The following is a 20,357-nucleotide window of genomic DNA, read 5'->3' as shown; positions in this document are numbered from 1 at the left end:
TGGGTTATCCATAATGCAGTTGAAGTATGCCGCAGGTTGTTCCAGAGACATCGATAAAGGTCCTCATATTATATGATATGACCATTATTTCAATGCCGATGAATATTCCAGAAAACTTAATATATAGAATTAATCTTATATATTTAAGTGCGAGAAATGGAGAAGGACAAACTCGTTTCCATCATACTCGTCTCTGTTCTTGTCGTCTCCGCTCTCTTCTCCTTCGGGTACTTCGCCATGCACCCGTCCCATGCTGCAGTTAAGGGGGATCTGGATCTTGGTCCCCGTGTCAACTACCATATCTACGATGATCCGATAACCGATATGACGAACATATCAAGGGAGTTATCCGTCATAAACAACACAACCATCAATGTGCAGATATTCGGTTCTTATCCCGATTCCAATGAAACGTATGTCCTCGCCAACACATCGCTCGACTTTTTCAACGGATCGATCTTTCTATCGCCACAGTTCTACAACGTATCGAATGCATGGTCATCGTTCATATCCTCACACCATCTCAACATGTATCCATCGCTGACGATTGAGGCGTATGAAAATATTTACGAAAACGGAAGCGTGTACATCTATTCATACTACAACAACATACCATTCGATCCTTATGCCATCAAGATCGTTTCCATGGCATCCAGCAATCTCACCTCAGCGATAAAGGATAGATCGGTTCAGGCATCAATTGCACTTAACGTTTTCAACGGCACAGGCATCAATGTTGGGAATTACTCGAATATAACGTTCACTCCGTACGTCGTCAACGTATCGTTGTCGTTCTCGAAGAAGCCGATACAGGTCATAAACGCATCCGTTTTCACCAACGTCGATGTGCAGTCAAGGGCGGATCCATACTGCGAGGAGTACCAGTTCGATTATTACACGTATTCGTACGATACGTACGACAAAGTAACAGCAACGCATAACCTGACCGGTCCGTTTCCGATAATGATCGTTCACATGTCCAAGAATGTTGCAGATGGAAAATCGATGATAATAATGAGCGGTGCCTATACGATAATAAATGGTATTGTGGGCCTAGAATCCGATCAGGCCTACAAGCCAAACTCTGGGGATGTAACAACCACAATGAGCTCGGATCCGTCCTACATACACAATGCAAACCTATCAGTATCAACCGAATCTGTGGGCTATGGAGTAATTCCATTAGATATGTCTCTAAACAATGGATACAACGTCTCACAGGCCAACAACAGGACAACCGGCATCGTTGCCATAACCAACGCCTCATACGCCATAAAGGATTTCAATCAATATACGAGTGAATACAGGACGAAATGGCATGAAATCGTGTACTATGAGGAGATTGATGGCAAAGTTGCAATATGCCACGTTTACAGGGAGAACGAAGGGACGAGTTATGTAGGAACCACATACGATGGTGAGGGTTTCTCTCTCGCCATATCGTACATACAGACCACGATCAACAATCAGCTCAACTTGGTTGCAGAACTCATACCCAACCAGATAGCCTACGGAATATCATATCTTATGCATTCAGACGCCATTTACAAGCACTTAGATCTGAACACCACAGGGAACTCTTCATCGCTCCATTCATCATCTGTTGAATACGATTTATCTGGCTATGTGGACGCTTCCGACGCCGTAAAAGAGGCGCACAATGCTCTAACCACGTTTTCCGCAGCCCTTGGCGTGGGTATTGCCACCATTGAACTGCTGAATGCCTTGAATATACTAGATTTCGATGCTGGAGAGGCAGCAACCGCCCTGCTTGCTGCGGAACTCATAGACAAGGTTGCAGATCTGGGCTCCGCCATCCTCGGGGACATATCATCCATGGGCTTCGTTTCAGATACAGAGATAGCCAGCATAGCATACAGTATAACAAACGAGGCACTTATCAATCCAGGAAGCAGCTACGGTATCTCCGTTATGTTAACCGGACAGCCCATGATACTGAATATGAACGGAAACAGCTATTTCTTCTATGCACCAGAGGATTACCTCAATGCCACGTCAATCATACCATGATTTTCACGCGGAGTCTATAATTGTTCAATATTATTTTCGTTAATTTTTCAATTTTTCTGAGTCTTTGTCTTTCAATGAAATGTTTGTAATATTATATGATGCACCTGACTATGGCGATCCATAGAAATCTTTTTATGAGAGCTACGTTTGGTTTTGGAGCCTGATCGAAGAGATATTCATCACCGTCAAGGGTTACCACTGAAACGTGAGCTCTCATTGCCTTTCTGGCCTTCTTGTTCATCAATCCGCCATGCAGACATACTCTCCTAGCTGAAGCTTAGGAGCTTCTTCCTGCTTCAAAGACACGCGGATAAAATACAGGCATGAGTGCGGAGGGAGGGATTTGAACCCTCGCATCCCTACGGAACCAGACCCTCAATCTGGCGCCTTTGACCAGTCTCGACAACCTCCGCTCTTTTCCAATCCCTTCAATTCAGGATCGAAGCCCGGATCAGGAGGGATCACCACAACTGCACTTATATCAATTTTGTAGTGTGGGCTTGGGCTTATTGTATATCCATTTATCAATTTTTCCCATTATTTTTTATCTTGGACGGAATATGACACCGATCATGCGAGCACGTAGGTGAATGCGAGCCCTATCAATGGGGAAAGAATCCACATAACCACTATGTACAGGAACGGCTTCAGGTATATTGCCTTGGCCCTGTATGATAGCCCAGATCCAAGCACAGCGGACGTAAGTGTCTGAGTGTTAGACATCGGTATAGAGAACAGGGTAGAGACCTCTACTACCAGTGCCGATACGAGCTGGGAACTGAACGCGTTGGTGTACTTCATCATGTACATGTTCTGTGAAACGCTCTTCATTATGCCGGAACTGAAGAAGAAAGTCCCTATGATTGATCCTACGGATACCATGATCTCATTGATGAGGCCTGTGCCCGATATGTCGCCAAGAAAGCCTATGGTATTTGCACCGAGTGTGAAGGCTGTGAAGATTGCAGTGATTATGAGCAACCCCTTTATTGCCGAGGCATATGACCAAAGATTCCTGTGCGGCATCCTGGACAGCCAGTCATTGAATATGTACGAGGCCCCTATGGAGATCAGAGGTGCAGCTATCCATGCTATTATTATCTCCGTCAGAAACCTGAAATCTGAACTGTATCCAAGCTTCAGCGAGAGGCCTATCGCTGATCCGACAAGCGCCATGGTGAGCGATATTGGCACCTTCACGAAGAAGGCTATTGTGAATATTATGAATGAGGCGATTATTGCATAAAGAACGTATTCTGGTTTGAACGGCAGAAGCTCATTGACGGCGTGCTGCAGGAATTGGCCTTCGAGAAGGTATCCTGCGATGTAGCCGCCAGCCGTTACGGCCAGTGCCACGTACCTGTTCATCATCTTCGATCCTATTATCGTACCTGACACGGCTGAAGAGTTGTTGCCTGCCACCAGTATTACGAGCAGGAAGGAGAATACGATTATGGCCAACATCAGCTGGTTATCGACCTTGTTATCGTTATTATTAGATCTGCAGCATCCTCGCAATCATCCAGCATATCGTCGATCTTGTGCGTCAGATCTATGAGATGTGAGAACACAAGATACGGAAGGCCGTCCGCGTTCCTGTATATGTAATCAAAGGTGTCGTCCTTCAGCTCATCGACCTTCTCCTCAAGCTTTTCAATGGCAATTCTTTCGTCCCTGATCTTCTCATCCTCTGACGCATTCAGCATCTGGTTAAGGTGCTTCAACGCAGCCTTGTTGTATTCCAGCATTGATATGAACGTAGCATAGCTCTTTGTAACAAGGTTTATACACTTCTCCATTCCGCCTTCATAGTCCAGGAACATCCTCTTTATCTCCCTGCTTATGAAGTATCCCGTATCGACTATGTCATCGCATTTTTCAACTAGCTGAAGGAGGTTGTTCATCAATGTGGGGCTTATCGCTCCTTTGGTTATATCCTGCCTTATGGAAATATCAAGCTCGTCTCCAACCTTCTCTATATCCTTTATCTCCTCGTTCTTTTCAACGAGTGAATTCCTGTTTGAAAGCATATCTATGAGTATATCGCTCTCCTTGTATGCGAGCTCCGTGTAATCGGTTAATCGGGACAGTATATCCTTCTCACCTACAGATATTATCCTCTTCAAAAAGTGAGAATTGACCATTCTTCCCCTATTGTCAACGGATATTTAACGTTATTTCAATATATATTTTTAAAAATCTTTGATGCTTGGAATACCATCAAGTTGCGGGATGATCAATATAATTTTATCCGTGTTAAAAATCACTCCCTGTAAGGATGAATATAATACTATACCTAGTCACGGTATTCGTCGCACTTTTCGCGATGGTAAATCCCATAGGTGCGCTTCCGGTTCTTGTATCCGTGACAGAGGGCTATTCAAAGGAGGACTTCGAGAGGGTCGTCCGATACGCAGTGATGTCAGAGGCGCTTATGCTGTTCAGCTTCATGCTCATAGGCATCTACATATTCGAGGTCCTCGGCATAAACATAAATGATTTCAAGGTGGCAGGTGGAGTGCTGCTCTTCAAGGTTGCGTTCGACATGCTGCAGGGCAGGACTTCGACAACAAAACTAACGCCTACAGAGAAGGAGGAGAGCATTGAGAGGACATCAATAGGAATAGCGCCTATAGGTACGCCACTGCTTGCCGGTCCTGGCTCCATAACTGCAGCGATCATATACTTCAATTCCTACAGCGTTGACGTGCCGGAGAAGATCGTTGTTGTCATAGCCGTGTCTCTGGTCGTTGTGATATCCTACCTGATACTCCACTACAGTTCTGTCCTTTTCAAGTACCTGGGAAAGACCGGATCCCTGATAATATCAAGGATAATGGGTCTCCTGCTGGCGGCCATAGCCATAGACTTCATGGTCACCGGGCTGGCATTCATAGTTAAGAGCATAACTGGTGTTTGAAGATGCGCGCGTTCATAGCTGTGCAGGTTAAGCCGAGCGATTATCTGGCCAGCGTGTTCAGAAGATTCAGCGAAATAAAGGGTATAAAGGTCACAGAGTACAGCAACATCCATCTCACAATCAAGTTTCTCGGGGATATTGATGATGATAAAGCATCTGATATATGCAGCGGCATAAGAAGCATAGGTTCAGACAGCTTTGATTTGGAGACCGAGGGCATAGGCGCATTTCCGTCAATGGAGAGGCCCAGAGTGATATACATAGGATGCAGATCCGACGGCCTCTACCGACTTGTGGCTGAGGTGGGAAAATTTGTGCCCATAGAGAAGGACTTCATACCGCACATAACGGTGGGCAGGGTGAAACACAGGATATCCATGCCAAATATTGAATTAAAAAGCGAAAAATACAGGATAGACGAGATATGCCTTTTCAGAAGTGATCTCAAGCCGTCTGGGCCGATATACACGAAGATATGCTGCAAACAGCTGGGCAAACAGGATTCTGATGGCCCATCCTGACAAGAGATCTATCCGCAGCTGCTGCGAATACTTCAGCTTATGTATGTTGTCTTATCCTTCTCGTTGTTCTCGGTCTTCTTTGTTGTCACTAGGTCATCCTCTGAGAACTCTATGGATATAAGGTTTGATACAGGTATGAGCCTCAGTATAGGTTTGCCGTCCTCTCCGATCGTCCTGAAACACACTGCACCTTCCTCCCCTATGATCGTGTAGCCAACGAACTCGCCCTTTGTTATCATGGGCTTATCGTTTCCGCTGTTGGATACAACCGTGTACTTTCCACCTTTCTTGATCTCTATCATTTCCATGATATCCGGTGGTCTAATTTTAATTCCTTAATAAAGATTGGTAAACGCTGCGGAGTACAAACCATCCAGGTCATGAACAAAAGATCCTGATCGCATATTCCTGCAAAAGTTGAACATCAACCGCGGGATATATGCAGAGGATAAACGGGTGCATCCATGAGAGAGCACGGCGGGGATGTCTACAGATATGGCGATATGGCCGACAAAATTCTCGACTTCAGCGCAAACGTCAACGCCTTCTTGGATACAGGTACCCTGGCAAGGTACCCTGAGGTCACTGCGGTGGATATTGAAAGGAAGATAATGAAGTACACCGGATCAAGATCCATGAAGGTCATTATCGGTCCAGGCCTCACGCATTTCATATACAGAATACCATCATGGCTCAGGATCAGGCGTTCGCTTGTGATCACGCCCAACTTCAATGAATACGAATCTTCGCTGGCGGCATATGGTGCAGAGGTTTCATCGCTGAGTCTCGGCGTTCTTGAGAAGAATCCAAGGATCATAAGATCATACAATCCGGACTGTGTTTTCATATGTTCACCCGTGAATCCAACAGGAGACATTGTGGATACTGCTCTTCTGCGCCAGATATCATATGAGATGAACAGGATAGGTGGCATACTATTCGTGGATCAGGCATTTGGCGATTTCGTCCCGGGACATGCCGAGGAAACGGTCAGGATAGCGGAGGAGACAGGAAACATGATCATAGGTAGATCGCTCACAAAGATCCTAGCAGTGCCTTCGCTCAGGATAGGATACATCATGGTCAGTGAATCCGTTTTCAATATGATCAAAGATAAGACAGAACCGTGGTCGGTCTGTGAGCCTGCGATAGAATTCTTAAGGAAGACGGATCTTTCAGCAATAAGTAAGATAACACTGCCCAGGGTTGATAGGGAAAGGGCTTATATGATAAAAGAACTGGAGAATCTCGGCTTCGAGATACTCGGAAGACCAAGGGCCAACTTCGTAGCCTTCAGATCCCCATTCAATGTGGATCTGAGAGATAGTCTTTTGAAATACGGAATACTGATAAGAGATCTATCAGACTATGTGGATCTGGGCAAAAACTGCTACAGAGTTGCCGTAAGGGAGAGATCAGAGAATAGGATTCTGATAGAAGCTCTTAGATCCGTAATAACTACTTTCTGACATGGGCATGATATCATAAGATGGATATTGCTCACGATAGACTGGCCACCGCCATTTTCTTAACCTGTTCAAAACAAATCGAATAAAGGGATCAAATGGGTTTTCTCTGGCAGAAGAAGAAATAGACAATCCTCATATAGCTTGCAAAAATATTCGTGGCAATGCACCTGATAATAGCTTCCAGATCGGATCCTGCAAGTGTAAAGATGCTGGATTACCTCACTGAAAAGTATGAGTTCTCAGAGAGGGATGGAATTCTGAACCATGGCGATTTCGATCTTATGGTAATAGAGGACAGGCACATATTCCACGATATGACCCTTTCCGGAAAGTATGATTACGTCGTCGTTCTTTCGAGGCATTCCTCAGCCGCTGATGTGAAGTCGGTGACCGCCCATCCCACGGGTAACTTCGGCCCGTCAGCAGATCTAGGCGGAAAGCCAAGGACTATAAACATCTCATGCCCAAAGATCATGTCTGGTACGCTCAGGAAGATGATGGAATCTTACAGCGGCAACAAGTTTGAAGTAACGTTCGAGGCCACTCACCATGGGCCGATATTCGATATACCGAACTACTACGTTGAGATAGGCACGACCGAAAACGAATGGAACGATCCTGAGGCCCTGAGCACCACGGTGGATGCGGTGATGAATCCGGATATACGCGATTACGATAACTTCGTTGGAGTTGGCGGGGGCCACTACGCCCCTAAGATAAAGGATTATTTCAGGGAGAACAGCGTCAACATAGGCCACATAATATCGAAGCATGATCACGACGCTCTTGAGGCCTGGGAGATAGATATGGCCGTGAAGAGGACGCCGGGATGCAGGGGCTTCGTAATGGACAGGAAGGGTACACGCGGAAACGTCAGGGAGATGGTCAAGAAATACGTCGATGAACATTCACTCGAATTGATAACCATATGATCCAGATCTACTTCATCTACCTCAGACAGGACGATCCGAAAAAATCAACCATGAGGAAACTAGAAAGGTTCGGGCTGGCAAGGAGGATAAGCCCAAGCGCTGCAAGGGAAAAGATAACGCTCACGCCTTCTGCCGATAGGATACTGTCGAAGTATGACGGCCCGATGATGGAAAGAGACGGAATATGCGTGATCGAGGGATCATGGAACAGGCAGGAGACGTTCATCGATATGCATTTCGCTCACGGCCGCAGGCTCCCAAAGCTGCTTGCCGCAAATCCTGTCAACTACGGGAAGCTTGAGAAGTTATCATCAATAGAGGCCGTTGCAGCAGCACTTTATATAACAGGCCATGGAGACGAGGCATCCATGATCCTGTCAAAGTACACCTGGGGCATGAACTTCATACAGCTTAACAGAAACCCGCTTGACGAATACCGCGAGGCGGATCCGGAAAAAATTCCGGAGATAGAAAAGGCTTATTTCTGAACTACTGTGCCCGGATCTTCCTCCACGACCCGCCATCGATCCTGTAGATGCCGCTTGCGTACTGGGCTATTATGCGCATGACGCCATCCCGAAACTGGTCAGGAACGCTGGCAAATGGGCGATCTTCTCCTGGAATCAGATGTATGCCTTCTACATGGCTCTCTCCTTTCTGCCCGAGGAATACCGATCTTTTTAGGTACTCAAGTTCAACTGGATCGAGGCGCATGTTTGCGCTCTCAAGGTTATTCCTCAGGTCCCTGACGGCGTCTGGCCTGTAGCCCGCAACGGTTGGATCGGCACCAGCGTTGATCATGAACAGAAGGACGCCCAGGCACTTTGTGCATCTGCCGCATGGTACGACCTCGTTGCCCTCATAATGGCACAGGTGGCATGACCTCTGCACCCTGAGCAGTTCTGGATAGCGGTTGACAAGTATCTTCTCGACAAGCGTACCGAATATGGGATAGACGGCGGAGAATACCCTGACAGGCATGCCGTTTCTGGCCAGAAGATCCGAAACGGTATCATTGAACTCATTCGTCTGGTCATAGACGCCGTAGAAGTGTCTTATGCCTCTGTAATCTTCCTGATACAGCGGATCGTCAAATTCATCGCCGAGGGCTATGTTTCCTATTCCGTATTTCAGAATATAGGGCAGCATTGAAAAGACGTAGACTGGGAATATGAACATCTGTATCGGGTAACTGTCCGCGGTCTTTCTTATCTCTCTCTGGTCGAGCATCGGCATGTTCCTGTTCATGAAAGCATAGAACCTGTCGACGTTGGACCAGACCCTGTGCACGTTGCTGTAATTTTTTTTCATGTAGTCGTAGGCCACCTTGGCGGTCTTCCAGTGGCCCCCGGATTCGTTGAAGAACACCGGAAACACTTCCGCGCCGATCTCCCTGAGCATACCGAACGTGGTAAGGCTCTCCTTGCCACCAGACGACATGACTGCCACCATGTTTCTATCCGGTTCAAACTTCACTGCATTGTCCCTGTAAGTATCCTTGGCACTTACTAGGGTATGTCCCTCGGCGTTCTCCTGCGTTATATCATTATCGCAAGGAAGGTACTGCTTCCTGAAGAACTCGTACCTTCTCCTTACTATGCTGTTTATGAACGTCTCGATGTTGTTTATCCTTACGAACTCGCGGACCTGATGAAGGAAGCTCTCCGATACTGGGAAATTGAGTCTTATCTCCCTTGTGAAGTATGCATAGTTGACCACTGGAAGCGATGCAATCATTCCGGCAACCCGTTCATCCAGTGGTACATCCTCATCATAATCAAAGTACAGATTGAAAGAAAGTCTATCAGCATCGATCCTGGCCCTGATCCTCCTGTCTGTTACGGAGTCGATGCTGACGTCGATGGTATCAAACTGTCGCACCTTTTCGTAGTAACTTCTTGAATTCTCAACGCTTGTATTCAAAATATATCACCAAAAATTGAAAAAAATGATTCAGATCTTGTAGCTGTCTATCTCTCTTGTTACCGAGGAAAGCCTCTGCAATGGATCGAAAACAGGTATCCCGAACTTGGCCTGGAGCCTCGACTTCTCCTCCTTGATCATGGATTCATCCATATTCTCCGTGTTCAGAGCTATGGCTATGACGCGCTTGTTTGACAGCAGCTCGAGTATGTTTATGAACTTTTCAAGTGGCGGTATCTCATATCCGGGGAAGCCGTCGAAGTACTTTCTCATCGGTGCATGCTGGAGTATTATGGCATCCGGCCTGGTTGCGCCTATGATCTCAAAGCTTCCAGGGTATGCAGGATGCAGGACGGAACCCTGGCCCTCTATGAACATGTAGTCTGGCCTCTCAGCGTCCCATGCCTCGTATGTTATGGATTCCAGAGCGCCTGCCACAAAGTCATTGACTATGGCGTCTATAACCACCGTATACTTGAAGCCCTGCATCCACGAGGTCTGGCCCGTACCGATCATGACGCTCTTCTTGCCTATCGCCTTCATGGCGCGGTTGAGGTATATCGCCGTTGTACGCTTCCCTATGGCGCTGTCCGTTCCCAGGACAGCTATCTTCTTTGCCTTCACCTTCTCTATGTTTCCGGTGAAGAAGTACTTCCTGTCCTTGAACATCTTCCTGACATCGGTTATCTTGGATCCGGTGCGCTTTGCAAGCTTCGCGAACTCAGGATCATCGCTTATGAAGTCATGCAGGCCGCTCACTATATTCATCCCGTGGTTTATGGCTGTCTTTATGTATGGCCTGTAGCTGTCCGGAAGCACTCCTCCGTCGGAAGCGATCCCGACTATGAGCGTCTCTGCGCCGCCCCGAAGGCCCTCCTCAACGCCTGATATTATCGGTATTCCTGCATACCTGTGCATGAGCACGTTGCCGGCGTCCTGTCCGGCCAGCCTTGAGTCTATCACTGACAGTATCTTGTAGCGCTTGCTGTACCTGACAAGCCCATTTGCGGTCTTTCCGTATGTTGTACCAAAAACACCTTCTGACAAAATTGTTGCAGTTTCCATTATATCTGCCTCCCAGTTATGACAGAGACAACAGTTTCATCTGGCTTTATCTTGATATGGCCTATTGCAGCCACCGCCGAAGCCGAAGCTGGCAGCGGGTTAAGGCCCTCCTCCCTGTATATGAGGTTGGAGTAGTAAACCATCTCCTCGTCGCTGACGTACATGGCCCTGCCGTGGGTTTCCCTTATTGCCCTGAGGGCATCCTGTCCGTCGAACGATCTGTATGATACCAGCGGTTCGTTTACGCTGGTCTCCCTGATCTCATCAGGATTGAGATCGACCACCCTGTTGTAGCCACGCTTCCAGGAATCAACTATGGGATTTCCTCCAGACGTGCTTACGCCGACCATCCTCGGAAGGCGGTCGATGACACCCTCATCGTACATCCTCCTGAAGCCATGATATATGCCTGCGAGTGTTGTACCGTTTCCCACAGGAACTATGACATAGGAAGGAACGCTGACAAGCGCCTCATATATCTCGAAGGCTATGGTGGCGTACATCATCTTGTCGATGGACGAGTTCACGGATCCCGGGCTTGCATCATACAGGCCGTTGTCCCTGGAAAAGTCCCTGATGTAATCAACCGTTTCCTCGTATTTGCCGTCATAGTAGAGGATCTCTGCTTGCTCAGACTGCATGAAGTCTGTCCTGTCATGCGAATACGATCTTGGTATTCCGATGTATGACTTCACGCCATATCTGTGCGCAAAATAAGCTATGGAAGCACCGTAGTTTCCACATGTACCCACGGCGATCCCGTTGTAGTCTCCACGTATTGCATTTATAACATGCGCCTCAGAGATACGATCCTTCTGAGTTCCTGTTGCGTTAGCTCCCTCGAACTTCAAAAAAAGGCTGTTCAGATGGAGCTTCTTCCCAAGTGCATACGCTTTTATTGTGGGCGTACGCCCCGGGGGTTTTGCCTCAACGTTTAGCAGTTCTTCCATTCTCATCTACCAGTCTTGAAACTGGTACGACAAGTTAGTGCAATACAGTATTAAAATTTTTATTTCCGAAGTTCGAAATTTCGCTTGTTTCCGGATTCAGCAATCTAACGATTCATCTCCATGATCCTATACAGATGCAATTTCAGTGGGTCCTGTACCTGCTCGCTATGGATCTGATGGGGTGCTTTCGGTAAAGGGAATCGAGAATCTTCATGTCATCATCGGACAGGTTGAAATCAGCTGATTCAACGTTTTCGGCCATGTGATCCAGATTGCTGGCCTTCGGGATAGGAAACGCACCCTTCCTGATGATCCAGTTGAGTGCCACCTGAGCAGGTTTCTTACCATATTTCCTGCCTATCTCCTCAAGCGCATTGTAGATCATAGCATTCCCGAAGATCTTTCCATGGGACAGCGGGCTGTAGGCTATGATGGCCATTCCATTTTTCCTGCAGAAATCATAGATGCCTTCATCCTCGATCTCCCTTGTTGCCACGTTGTATTCGAGCTGGTTTGAGACTATCCTGTTCTTAGCCAGAGCCTTCATTGCATCCTTCGTCTCATCCACAGAGAAATTGCTCACACCTATGTACCTGATCAGGCCCTCGTCAACCAGTTTCTCCATGGCACTCATGGTCTCCTTAATGCTTATGGACGAATTGGGCCAGTGGAGCTGGTAGAGATCAATGTAATCTGTACCCAGTTTTTTCAAACTATCATTGCAGGACTTTATGACGTCATGATAGGAAAAGTGGGTGGGCCATACCTTCGTGGCTATGAAGAGATCCTCCCTGCGATAACCCTTTATGGCCTCGCCGACGATGTCTTCAGTACCATACATTTCAGCTGTATCAATGAAGTTAACGCCGTGATCCAGGGCATATCTTATGGATCGGATATTCTCAGACCTGGGGCCTTCCAGGGACCATGTGCCAACGCCAATGACGGATACCTTTACGCCGGTGCCATCGAACTCCGCTGTTTGCATCCCTTTCATATTGATGAACGGCATTTAAGCGTTGTGTATTATGCTATGAATAAAAGCATGTGCACGTTCTGTTTCTATAGTATTATTTATATTGAGAAGGCATACAATGATCAATGAACAGGGTAGGAATCATCGGTTATGGCATCAGTAAATTCGGCAAAAGGACGGATGCATCGATGTACGACCTCATATGGGAGGCCGGATCAGAAGCTATAAGATCAAGTGGTGTGGATAAGAAGGACATCGATTACATGGTTGTATCCAACATGGGAATGTGGAGCTCGGAGGAACTCCCTGCAGTAGTGGCTGGAGAGGTTTTGGGTATAAAGAACGCCGGGCTTCACAGAGTAGAGGCTGCATGTGCGAGTGGGAGTTCAGCCATTGCCTCCGCTTATGACGCCATAAGATCAGAGAGATCGAAGATCGCAATCGCAGTCGGCATAGAGAAGATGAATGAGGTGGAGAGCGAAACCGCAATAGAACTCATCGGTAGGGCAGGCAATTTTCTCTGGGAATACGAGTTCTTTGGGCTCACATTTCCAGGTTATTATGCCCTGTACGCCACCGCGTACCTTAATAGATACTCTGGAAAGGAGGAGGATCTGGCGCTGGTATCTGTTAAGAACCACCACTATGCGCATCTCAACCCGATAGCCCATTTCGGAAATGAGATAACGGTTGAGGATGTGATGAAGAGCAGATACATAGCATCTCCGCTTAAGCTATATGACTCTTCGCCAATAACCGATGGGTCCGCAGCTGTTATCATGGCATCGGAGGATATCGCCAAGCAGTACACTGATACGCCGATCTGGATAGATAGCATAGGATCTAACCTCGGAACAGCCAATCTCAGCAAGAGGAACGATTTTGTGCACATAGAGGCTGCAAGGGAAGCCGCATCGAAAGCCTACAGGATGGCGAAGATAGATGCGGAAAAACCATACAGGTTCATCGACGGTGCGGATGTGCATGACTGCTTCTCCATCGCCGAGGTGCTGGCATACGAGGATCTTGGCTTCGCTGAGAGGGGCAGGGGCCTTGATATGCTGAGGAACGGGGAAACCTACATAGGTGGAAAAATACCCGTGAACGTTGATGGCGGTCTGATATCAAAGGGCCATCCCATAGGTGCAACCGGTGTGGCCATGGCTGTGGAAGCATCAAAACAGCTGCTGAGGAAAGCGGAACCCGGAAGGCAGATAGACGTGAAGAACGGAAGGTTCCTGACACACAACGTCGGCGGAACGGGCCATTATGCATACGTGACAGTTTATTCGATATGAGGTGAAAAAATGCCAGGATACATTGTGAAGGATGAAAAGACAAAGAACCCTGTGCTTCTTGACCTGCGTGAACTGGACATAAAGTACAGGATACCGGTTTCTAGGATTGAAAAGTTCTACCAGGCCCTGGACCAGGGCATAATAATGGGGACTAAATGCCCTGTCTGCGGCGCAAGATTCTTTCCGCCACAGGCATGGTGCTCGGACTGCGGTTACTCTGGAGAGATGGAGTTTTATCCCCTGGATACCCACGGGCATCTGATGACGTTCACGAAGATATTCGCGAAACCGAAGTCATTCTCCAGCTTTGGAGATTACACTGTGGGCATAGCACATCTCGACAAGGAGGATCTCAACATACTTGCATGGATCGATGAATCCATTCAGAAGCCAGAGGTCGGCATGGAGACGGTCATAAAGGTGGAGAAGAGGAAGGAGGACGGGGCCACTGTATACTTCATAGCAAGCCCATGATCAGATCTTCTGCCTTCTTTTTCTCCATTTATCTATCCTATTTTTCAATGGATTAAGTATGATGATCACGATACCTATCGGAAGGAGAGTGAATGCGGCTATAATAGCATACATTATCCCTTCCGGTACAACCGTGTATTCAACGGTCAGGTAGACTGTCCGGTTCCCTGTGTTAAGTATGAATAGAGACCAGGGCCCGCTTTCATCTGCAACCAGGCTGCCCGTAGTGTTTATCGGAATGCCATGACCTGAGCTGTGTGAGCCGGAAGGAGAAATAAGGTATGATGAAAGAGGCTGCGTAAGGTTGATGAATGTTATCCTGTAAGTTATGTAATCATTGAGGCCGGCATACCTGGATATGTTCTCTGACTCACCAGGGTTCAATGAAATGCTGTAAACATTAGTATCCCTGGATATGGAAAAAACTGAAGCTGAAAATATGACGAGGGAAAGTACAACAACTAAGGCACCGATTGCGGATATCGTCCTCAGATTTACACGCATGCTCACCATCTATTCGAACTAACCGTTTTCACTCGCTTCCGGACCAACATCAACGCAGCTGATCCGATCGCCCAGATAGTCACCATCATATCTTAAATCTTTTATATAACTTTTCCATTGGCGGAAGCCCGTTCATCTCATATCCGAAGATGGAGTCCTACAGCTTCCTCCAGCCTTCGTATAGAGAAGTACTGTTGGTTTTCGGCGTCTCAGTGAAAAATTCAACATTGTGGCTGTCGCGGATACCGGTATTCCACATATTTTTTGACTGGTCAGATTTGGATACCTATTTATACATAATCAAAATGTAGACGCATGCTGCTTATCCTCGACGAGTACTTCAAGGAACACCCGATAAAACTGAGGATAGTGGATGGACTTTACAGATCAGGCATATCAATAAGGGATGGCAGGTTCTTCACCAATGACGTTGAAATATCTGTGAGCGAGATAGCGAACGCATTCGACGTTAACAGGAAGACGGTCTACGAGACCATAAAGATGGTTGAATCAAACGATTCCTTGAAGAAGGTTATGTTATCCATAAAACCGATGGCCGATATCGCCGATGTTGCTCTTCTGACCGGAAACCAGATAATGATCGCATACACAAGCCTCGGACATTTCCCCTATGTTTTCAGGGAGATATTCAATGCCATATCGAAGTACGGGTGCTATATAAGGGAGGTATTTTCAAGGAACATCAGCCAGGAGGAGAGCTTCATAAGGATCATATTTTACAGGCCGATCCCGGAGAAAATACTGAACCAGATAAGGAGGATCGATGGCGTCAAGTCTCTTGAAGTCAGGGTCAGCACCGATGTGGATCAGATCCTGTGCAACAACTGCGACATAAAGATATGCCCGACGAAATACATCTCAGACGTTGAAAAGGAAGAGATAGAGGATATGTGAGCTACTCCTCAGCTGAAGCTTCGGAGCTTCTTCCTGCTTCAACGACACGCGGATAAAAATCAGTTCAAATATTGAATACTGCCCCTCAGTCTCCCAGATCTTTTATGGGTTTGTTTGAATAGAGGATCTCGTGCAGCTCCTTGTCCAGAGCCGGATCATGCCTTCTTATCCATTCAAGAAGCAGGACGGCGTGCTCCTTTTCATCATCCCTGTTGTGTTCCATTATGTGCTTCAGGTCTGCATCCTTCGTGGCATCCGCGCGCTCATCGTAGAACATCATCGCTTCTATCTCCTCTATGAGGGACTGCCTTGCCCTGCTAAGATCCTTTATTCTCTCCGACAGGTCTTCCGAAACCTCGTATCTTGGCATGCTAAGTTATCCACTGATGGCATAAATATCTGCCGTATTTTCCACGAAGACTAAATTCAGTGCCAATCGCGTCGGAGGAGGCAATGCTTCATGGGATACTTCCACTTCCTCCCGGATCCATATAGGCCAGGAACTCCCTTGAAATGCCTGTGTTCCTTGAGTATCTGTCCAGGCCTGTCTCCACTATTATACTCATTGCCTCCTTCAGCGCCCTTTTCCTGTCCTCAGCCTCCAGTTTTTTCCATCTCGGAAATATCTGATCCTCTTCAGAAAGGTTATGATCCGTCAGCGTCTTGTAAAACAGCGGCATCCTCAGATCGTAAAGGTCATCGTTGCCCGATCTCTTCCATTTCAGCATATTGTCAGCCAGGGTCTCTATGAGCCTGTGGTCCGCCTTTATCCTGTTTACTGTCTGCTCGAAATCCCTGCGGTCATTCCATTCAAAATCGACGATGACAGGGAAAAGAATCCTCTCCTCAACCTCCACGTGATCCTTCACAAGGTAATCGTTGAAGTCCTCGAAAGCTTCAAGCGAATCCTTACCGTAAGATACCCTGGAAAGAATCCTTATGGCAGAATGCTCCATCATCAACAGCTCAGACAGATCAGCCATGCATGATCATGATATGATAGTTAATACATATTTTCGTTGGCTTCTGCAAAACCGCAGATCAGTCGGAATGGAAGCCATGCCTTATGAACCCAGATCATTTTTATTAATGCCTGTTCTCTTTACAGATAGTTGACGATGTCCCAGAATGTTTTCGATCTCGAAGGGTACAGGCAATATATATCCGAGAGGGTCAGGCAGGCCTACAATGTGGCTCAGGAAGCCAGGGCCAAGGGCCTTGACGTTTCAGATCATGTCGAGATACCTCTTGCGTCTGATATGGCCGAAAGGATAGAGGCGCTCATAGGCATAAAGGGTATAGCGCAGGAGATTAGGGATCTCAGCAGCAGGATGTCGAGGGAAGAGGTATCGCTGGAGATGTCCAGGCGCATCGCCTCAATGTTCAGGGATAACAGGAAGGAGGCCCTCGATAAGGCCATCAGGGTTGGGCTTGCCATTCTGACAGAGGGCATTCTGGTGGCGCCTCTCGAGGGGATAGCTGACGTATATATAGGCAAGAACCAGGACGGAAGCGAATACGTCGGTATATCATACGCTGGGCCCATCCGTGGTGCAGGTGGAACGGCGCAGGCTCTGAGCGTGCTCATAGGCGACGTTGTGAGGAGGGAACTCGGAATATCGCGCTTCCAGCCCACGGAGGATGAGATAGAGAGATACATAGAGGAGATCGAAAGCTACGATCGAATAAAACATCTACAGTACATGCCCACACCGGAAGAGATAAAGCTTGTTGTTAGGAACTCTCCGATCTGCATAGACGGGGAGGGAAGCGAAGAGGAGGAGGTGTCGGGGCACAGGGACATGGAGAGGATAAAGACGAACAGGATACGCGGCGGAATGTGCCTTGTGCTCTGCGAAGGCCTTGTGCAGAAGGCGAGAAAGATACTGAAGTACACCAGTTCAATGCATCTGGATGACTGGAACTTCCTGGCGAACCTCGGTGGGAAAGCAGAGGGAAAGACCTCGAAGAAATCGGACAAGTTCCTGAAGGATATAGTTGCAGGCAGGCCGGTATTCTCACATCCGTCAAGGCCTGGCGGATTCAGGCTCAGGTACGGAAGGAGCAGGGTGAACGGTCTTGCCGCAGCCTCGCTTAACCCTGCGACCATGTACATCATGGGGAAGTTCATAGCGATAGGATCGCAGATAAAGGTTGAACTCCCCGGCAAGGCTGCGGCCGTTACTCCATGCGATACTATAGACGGCCCAACGGTGCTCCTTAAGAACGGAGACCATGTCAGGATAAACGATATGGAGAAGGCCAGGGAGGTGTACGAGGACATCGTGGAGATAACGGATGCCGGCGAGATACTGATAGCCTATGGAGACTTTCTTGAGAACAACTACCCGCTTCCCACGCCCTCATTCACCGTTGAATGGTGGGAGCAGTACCTGCCGGATGGCGTCCGCGCTGACCACATAGATCAGTTCTCAGCGGTGGAGATATCGAGAAAGTACGGTATACCGCTTCACCCGGACTACGATTATTACTGGCATGACATATCCTTTGAAGATCTGGAATTTCTTGTCAGGAATGTGCGGGAATGGAAGATTACGGGGGATGGCGTGCAGGTGCCATACGAGGCTTCAGACGTATTCATAAGGCTTGGCGTCCAGTTCAGGAGATCGGGCGAATACCTGCTGATAAGGGATTACTATCCTATTCTGGTTTCCCTGGGATACGACGTCTCAGGCGGATCGATCGTGCTGGCAAGAAAGTATGAGAGAAAGAGCAGTGTGCTGGAGACCGTGAACTACCTCTCAGGCCTCATCATAAAGCCCAGGGCGCCGACGAGGGTTGGTTCAAGGCTTGGAAGGCCGGAGAAGGCAGGGGACAGGAAGATGAAGCCCATGGTGCATTCGCTGTTCCCTGTGGAAAGCTATGGAGAGGCCAGACGTTCCATACTGGGTGCGAACAGGAACAGCGAGGGAAGCTACAGGGCAGAGGTTTTCTTCTACAGGTGCAATTCATGCGGATTCGAGACGCCAACGCCTGTCTGTCCGAGATGCGGCGGCCACTGCTCCCCCGTTGGCGAGAAGACGGCAAGCATAGATCTGGAGTCGATACTTAAGAGGGCTGAATCTGTGCTCGGCATATCCCTTGACGACCTCAAGGAGTTCAAGGGCGTGAAGAAGCTCATGTCAAGGGAGAAGGTTGCTGAACCCATAGAAAAGGGTATACTCAGGGCCATTCATGACATTTCTGTAAACAAGGACGGCACCTGCCGCTTCGATATGTCGGATATCCCAATCACGCACTTCAGGTACAGTGAGATCGGCATAGACGAAAAGACCCTCTTCGATCTCGGTTATGCGGTCAAGGACGTAAATGAGCTGTTCCCGCAGGATGTCATAATACCGAGGAAAGCAGCGAAGTACCTGTTCAACGTATCGAAATTCGTTGATGATCTGCTGGTCAAATACTACAACATGCCCCCGTTCTACTCTCTGGACAGCGAGGAGGACCTGATAGGTCACCTGGTGATAGGCCTGGCCCCGCACACGTCTGGCGGCGTCGTGGGAAGGATCATAGGTTTCAGCGATGTTAACGCGTTCTACGCGCATCCGTTCTTCCATGCTGCCAAGAGGAGAAACTGTGACGGCGATGAGGACAGCGTGATGCTGCTCATGGACGGTTTCCTCAACTTCTCTGCCAGATACCTGCCATCGACGCGCGGGGGCCTTATGGACGCACCGCTGGTTCTGTCCGTGCTCATAAACCCAGACGAAATAGATAAGGAGGCACTTAATGTGGACACGCTTTCACGCTATCCTCTGCCTTTCTATGAGGCTGCGGAGCGTCATGCCTCACCGTCCGAAATAGAGGATACAATGATGACCATGAAGGTGAGGATAAAGAAGACGGGTACGTATATGGGTTCATCTTACACGATGGAGACCTCGGATATAAACAGCGGCGTTCTCGTGTCATCGTATAAGACACTTGGAACCATGGACGAGAAGATAAACGAGCAGCTTGGCCTCGCAAAGAAGCTCCGGGCGGTCGATGCGGATGATGTGGCTGCAAGGGTCATATCGACGCATTTCCTGCCGGATATGTATGGAAACTTCAGGAGGTTCTTCTCCCAGGAGTTCAGGTGCACTAAGTGCAACGCAAAGTATCGCAGGATTCCGCTGTCGGGCAGATGCCAGAAGTGCGGATCCACAAGCCTGACGCTGACCATACACAAGGGAAGCGTTGTCAAGTACCTCAATGAGACACTGAAGATAGCCGAGAACTACAGGCTTCCAGATTATCTGAGGGCAAGAATAGACAACCTGGCAAGGACAATAAAGGAGACGTTTCCTGACACGGAGGAGGATGATGAGAAGCCAGAGGCCAAAGAAGTTAAAATAACCGGCCTTGATATGTACTGA

The 20,357-nt window shown here is 47.9% G+C and carries 21 protein-coding genes and 1 tRNA gene; 10 read left to right on the top strand and 12 right to left on the bottom strand.

All coding sequences use genetic code 11. From position 1 onward, the window contains the following. Positions 1-156 precede the first annotated feature (156 nt). Complete coding sequence (locus F6Q11_RS04770) at positions 157-2,031, top strand: hypothetical protein (protein WP_297026725.1); 1,875 nt, start codon at positions 157-159, stop codon at positions 2,029-2,031. A 91-nt stretch (positions 2,032-2,122) separates the two neighbouring features. Here F6Q11_RS04770 and F6Q11_RS04765 read toward each other — a convergent pair whose 3' ends face one another. The 4 genes from F6Q11_RS04765 to F6Q11_RS04750 all read right to left on the bottom strand — a co-directional run bounded on the left by F6Q11_RS04765 (position 2,123) and on the right by F6Q11_RS04750 (position 4,175). Beyond that, complete coding sequence (locus F6Q11_RS04765; protein ID WP_297026723.1) at positions 2,123-2,272, bottom strand: hypothetical protein; 150 nt, start codon at positions 2,270-2,272, stop codon at positions 2,123-2,125. 87 nt (positions 2,273-2,359) lie between these two features. Continuing rightward, positions 2,360-2,444 (bottom strand) — tRNA-Leu (locus F6Q11_RS04760). Between the two features lie 157 nt (positions 2,445-2,601). Then, positions 2,602-3,495, bottom strand: coding sequence for an inorganic phosphate transporter (locus tag F6Q11_RS04755; protein ID WP_297026721.1), 894 nt, complete (start codon positions 3,493-3,495; stop codon positions 2,602-2,604). Further along, the gene (locus tag F6Q11_RS04750) at positions 3,495-4,175 is read right to left on the bottom strand and encodes a DUF47 domain-containing protein (protein ID WP_297026719.1); all 681 of its coding nucleotides are present in this window, start codon (positions 4,173-4,175) and stop codon (positions 3,495-3,497) included. The genes F6Q11_RS04755 and F6Q11_RS04750 overlap by 1 nt, the downstream gene beginning before the upstream one ends. Before the next feature lie 134 nt (positions 4,176-4,309). Here F6Q11_RS04750 and F6Q11_RS04745 point away from each other — a divergent pair, with 134 nt between their 5' ends. Together F6Q11_RS04745 and thpR are read left to right on the top strand one after the other, a co-directional pair. Next, positions 4,310-4,951 (top strand): MarC family protein, encoded by a 642-nt coding sequence (locus tag F6Q11_RS04745; protein ID WP_297026716.1) that lies wholly within the window; start codon positions 4,310-4,312, stop codon positions 4,949-4,951. A gap of 2 nt (positions 4,952-4,953) precedes the next feature. Next, the gene (gene thpR, locus F6Q11_RS04740) at positions 4,954-5,472 is read left to right on the top strand and encodes an RNA 2',3'-cyclic phosphodiesterase (RefSeq protein ID WP_297026714.1); all 519 of its coding nucleotides are present in this window, start codon (positions 4,954-4,956) and stop codon (positions 5,470-5,472) included. Positions 5,473-5,504: 32 nt separating this feature from the next. Here thpR and F6Q11_RS04735 read toward each other — a convergent pair whose 3' ends face one another. Continuing rightward, a complete protein-coding gene (locus F6Q11_RS04735; RefSeq protein WP_297026712.1) occupies positions 5,505-5,780 on the bottom strand; it encodes a hypothetical protein in 276 nt (91 codons plus the stop codon). Positions 5,781-5,936: 156 nt separating this feature from the next. Here F6Q11_RS04735 and F6Q11_RS04730 point away from each other — a divergent pair, with 156 nt between their 5' ends. The 3 genes from F6Q11_RS04730 to F6Q11_RS04720 all read left to right on the top strand — a co-directional run bounded on the left by F6Q11_RS04730 (position 5,937) and on the right by F6Q11_RS04720 (position 8,361). Next, a complete protein-coding gene (locus tag F6Q11_RS04730; RefSeq protein WP_297026710.1) occupies positions 5,937-6,941 on the top strand; it encodes an aminotransferase class I/II-fold pyridoxal phosphate-dependent enzyme in 1,005 nt (334 codons plus the stop codon). A 161-nt stretch (positions 6,942-7,102) separates the two neighbouring features. Continuing rightward, positions 7,103-7,873, top strand: coding sequence for a D-aminoacyl-tRNA deacylase (locus F6Q11_RS04725; RefSeq protein WP_297026709.1), 771 nt, complete (start codon positions 7,103-7,105; stop codon positions 7,871-7,873). Beyond that, positions 7,870-8,361 (top strand): DUF367 family protein, encoded by a 492-nt coding sequence (locus F6Q11_RS04720; RefSeq protein WP_297026707.1) that lies wholly within the window; start codon positions 7,870-7,872, stop codon positions 8,359-8,361. The genes F6Q11_RS04725 and F6Q11_RS04720 overlap by 4 nt, the downstream gene beginning before the upstream one ends. 1 nt (position 8,362) lies before the next feature. Here the strand turns inward: F6Q11_RS04720 and F6Q11_RS04715 are convergent, their stop codons facing one another. The 4 genes from F6Q11_RS04715 to F6Q11_RS04700 all read right to left on the bottom strand — a co-directional run bounded on the left by F6Q11_RS04715 (position 8,363) and on the right by F6Q11_RS04700 (position 12,799). Then, positions 8,363-9,796 (bottom strand): metal-binding protein, encoded by a 1,434-nt coding sequence (locus tag F6Q11_RS04715; protein ID WP_297026705.1) that lies wholly within the window; start codon positions 9,794-9,796, stop codon positions 8,363-8,365. 30 nt (positions 9,797-9,826) lie between these two features. Further along, on the bottom strand, positions 9,827-10,861 hold the full coding sequence (locus F6Q11_RS04710; RefSeq protein WP_394349634.1) for a DUF1611 domain-containing protein: 1,035 nt from the start codon (positions 10,859-10,861) through the stop codon (positions 9,827-9,829). Continuing rightward, positions 10,861-11,811 carry a pyridoxal-phosphate dependent enzyme gene (locus F6Q11_RS04705; protein WP_297026700.1) on the bottom strand — a complete coding sequence of 317 codons (951 nt, stop codon included), beginning with the start codon at positions 11,809-11,811 and terminating at the stop codon, positions 10,861-10,863. The genes F6Q11_RS04710 and F6Q11_RS04705 overlap by 1 nt, the downstream gene beginning before the upstream one ends. Before the next feature lie 142 nt (positions 11,812-11,953). Continuing rightward, complete coding sequence (locus F6Q11_RS04700) at positions 11,954-12,799, bottom strand: aldo/keto reductase (protein WP_297026698.1); 846 nt, start codon at positions 12,797-12,799, stop codon at positions 11,954-11,956. 113 nt (positions 12,800-12,912) lie between these two features. On the opposite strand from F6Q11_RS04700, the gene F6Q11_RS04695 reads away from it, so the two are divergent. Beyond that, complete coding sequence (locus tag F6Q11_RS04695; protein WP_297026696.1) at positions 12,913-14,085, top strand: thiolase domain-containing protein; 1,173 nt, start codon at positions 12,913-12,915, stop codon at positions 14,083-14,085. Between the two features lie 9 nt (positions 14,086-14,094). Next, positions 14,095-14,559, top strand: a complete 465-nt coding sequence (locus tag F6Q11_RS04690; protein WP_297026694.1) for a Zn-ribbon domain-containing OB-fold protein — start codon at positions 14,095-14,097, stop codon at positions 14,557-14,559. Here the strand turns inward: F6Q11_RS04690 and F6Q11_RS04685 are convergent, their stop codons facing one another. Beyond that, positions 14,560-15,063 (bottom strand): hypothetical protein, encoded by a 504-nt coding sequence (locus tag F6Q11_RS04685; RefSeq protein ID WP_297026692.1) that lies wholly within the window; start codon positions 15,061-15,063, stop codon positions 14,560-14,562. Between the two features lie 315 nt (positions 15,064-15,378). Between F6Q11_RS04685 and F6Q11_RS04680 the strand changes: the two genes are divergently transcribed. Continuing rightward, a complete protein-coding gene (locus F6Q11_RS04680; RefSeq protein WP_297026691.1) occupies positions 15,379-15,978 on the top strand; it encodes a regulator in 600 nt (199 codons plus the stop codon). 85 nt (positions 15,979-16,063) lie between these two features. Here F6Q11_RS04680 and F6Q11_RS04675 read toward each other — a convergent pair whose 3' ends face one another. Together F6Q11_RS04675 and F6Q11_RS04670 are read right to left on the bottom strand one after the other, a co-directional pair. Continuing rightward, positions 16,064-16,348, bottom strand: coding sequence for a ferritin family protein (locus tag F6Q11_RS04675; protein WP_297026690.1), 285 nt, complete (start codon positions 16,346-16,348; stop codon positions 16,064-16,066). An 88-nt stretch (positions 16,349-16,436) separates the two neighbouring features. Then, positions 16,437-16,961: a hemerythrin domain-containing protein gene (locus tag F6Q11_RS04670; protein ID WP_297026688.1), complete on the bottom strand. Its 525-nt coding sequence runs from the start codon at positions 16,959-16,961 to the stop codon at positions 16,437-16,439. A gap of 135 nt (positions 16,962-17,096) precedes the next feature. Between F6Q11_RS04670 and F6Q11_RS04665 the strand changes: the two genes are divergently transcribed. Then, entirely contained in the window at positions 17,097-20,357 is a 3,261-nt protein-coding gene (locus tag F6Q11_RS04665; protein WP_297026687.1) for a DNA polymerase II large subunit, read from the top strand.

The sequence above is a fragment of the Thermoplasma sp. genome, assembly GCF_008709555.1.
Classification (GTDB): Archaea; Thermoplasmatota; Thermoplasmata; order Thermoplasmatales; family Thermoplasmataceae; genus Thermoplasma.
The sequence above is the reverse complement of the archived record's forward strand: the minus strand, read 5'-3'. Positions and strand labels throughout refer to the sequence as shown.

What these genes read in the sequence shown, in the direction of transcription:
- F6Q11_RS04770 (WP_297026725.1), top strand. Translation starts at nt 157, where the DNA reads ATGGAGAAGGACAAACTCGTTTCCATCATACTCGTCTCTGTTCTTGTC.
- F6Q11_RS04685 (WP_297026692.1), bottom strand. Translation starts at nt 15,063, where the DNA reads ATGCGTGTAAATCTGAGGACGATATCCGCAATCGGTGCCTTAGTTGTT.
- F6Q11_RS04735 (WP_297026712.1), bottom strand. Translation starts at nt 5,780, where the DNA reads ATGGAAATGATAGAGATCAAGAAAGGTGGAAAGTACACGGTTGTATCC.
- thpR (WP_297026714.1), top strand. Translation starts at nt 4,954, where the DNA reads ATGCGCGCGTTCATAGCTGTGCAGGTTAAGCCGAGCGATTATCTGGCC.
- F6Q11_RS04750 (WP_297026719.1), bottom strand. Translation starts at nt 4,175, where the DNA reads ATGGTCAATTCTCACTTTTTGAAGAGGATAATATCTGTAGGTGAGAAG.
- F6Q11_RS04680 (WP_297026691.1), top strand. Translation starts at nt 15,379, where the DNA reads ATGCTGCTTATCCTCGACGAGTACTTCAAGGAACACCCGATAAAACTG.
- F6Q11_RS04690 (WP_297026694.1), top strand. Translation starts at nt 14,095, where the DNA reads ATGCCAGGATACATTGTGAAGGATGAAAAGACAAAGAACCCTGTGCTT.
- F6Q11_RS04700 (WP_297026698.1), bottom strand. Translation starts at nt 12,799, where the DNA reads ATGCAAACAGCGGAGTTCGATGGCACCGGCGTAAAGGTATCCGTCATT.
- F6Q11_RS04765 (WP_297026723.1), bottom strand. Translation starts at nt 2,272, where the DNA reads ATGAACAAGAAGGCCAGAAAGGCAATGAGAGCTCACGTTTCAGTGGTA.
- F6Q11_RS04670 (WP_297026688.1), bottom strand. Translation starts at nt 16,961, where the DNA reads ATGGCTGATCTGTCTGAGCTGTTGATGATGGAGCATTCTGCCATAAGG.
- F6Q11_RS04675 (WP_297026690.1), bottom strand. Translation starts at nt 16,348, where the DNA reads ATGCCAAGATACGAGGTTTCGGAAGACCTGTCGGAGAGAATAAAGGAT.
- F6Q11_RS04665 (WP_297026687.1), top strand. Translation starts at nt 17,097, where the DNA reads ATGTCCCAGAATGTTTTCGATCTCGAAGGGTACAGGCAATATATATCC.
- F6Q11_RS04745 (WP_297026716.1), top strand. Translation starts at nt 4,310, where the DNA reads ATGAATATAATACTATACCTAGTCACGGTATTCGTCGCACTTTTCGCG.
- F6Q11_RS04710 (WP_394349634.1), bottom strand. Translation starts at nt 10,861, where the DNA reads ATGGAAACTGCAACAATTTTGTCAGAAGGTGTTTTTGGTACAACATAC.
- F6Q11_RS04695 (WP_297026696.1), top strand. Translation starts at nt 12,913, where the DNA reads ATGAACAGGGTAGGAATCATCGGTTATGGCATCAGTAAATTCGGCAAA.
- F6Q11_RS04730 (WP_297026710.1), top strand. Translation starts at nt 5,937, where the DNA reads ATGAGAGAGCACGGCGGGGATGTCTACAGATATGGCGATATGGCCGAC.
- F6Q11_RS04705 (WP_297026700.1), bottom strand. Translation starts at nt 11,811, where the DNA reads ATGGAAGAACTGCTAAACGTTGAGGCAAAACCCCCGGGGCGTACGCCC.
- F6Q11_RS04725 (WP_297026709.1), top strand. Translation starts at nt 7,103, where the DNA reads ATGCACCTGATAATAGCTTCCAGATCGGATCCTGCAAGTGTAAAGATG.
- F6Q11_RS04720 (WP_297026707.1), top strand. Translation starts at nt 7,870, where the DNA reads ATGATCCAGATCTACTTCATCTACCTCAGACAGGACGATCCGAAAAAA.
- F6Q11_RS04755 (WP_297026721.1), bottom strand. Translation starts at nt 3,495, where the DNA reads ATGTTGGCCATAATCGTATTCTCCTTCCTGCTCGTAATACTGGTGGCA.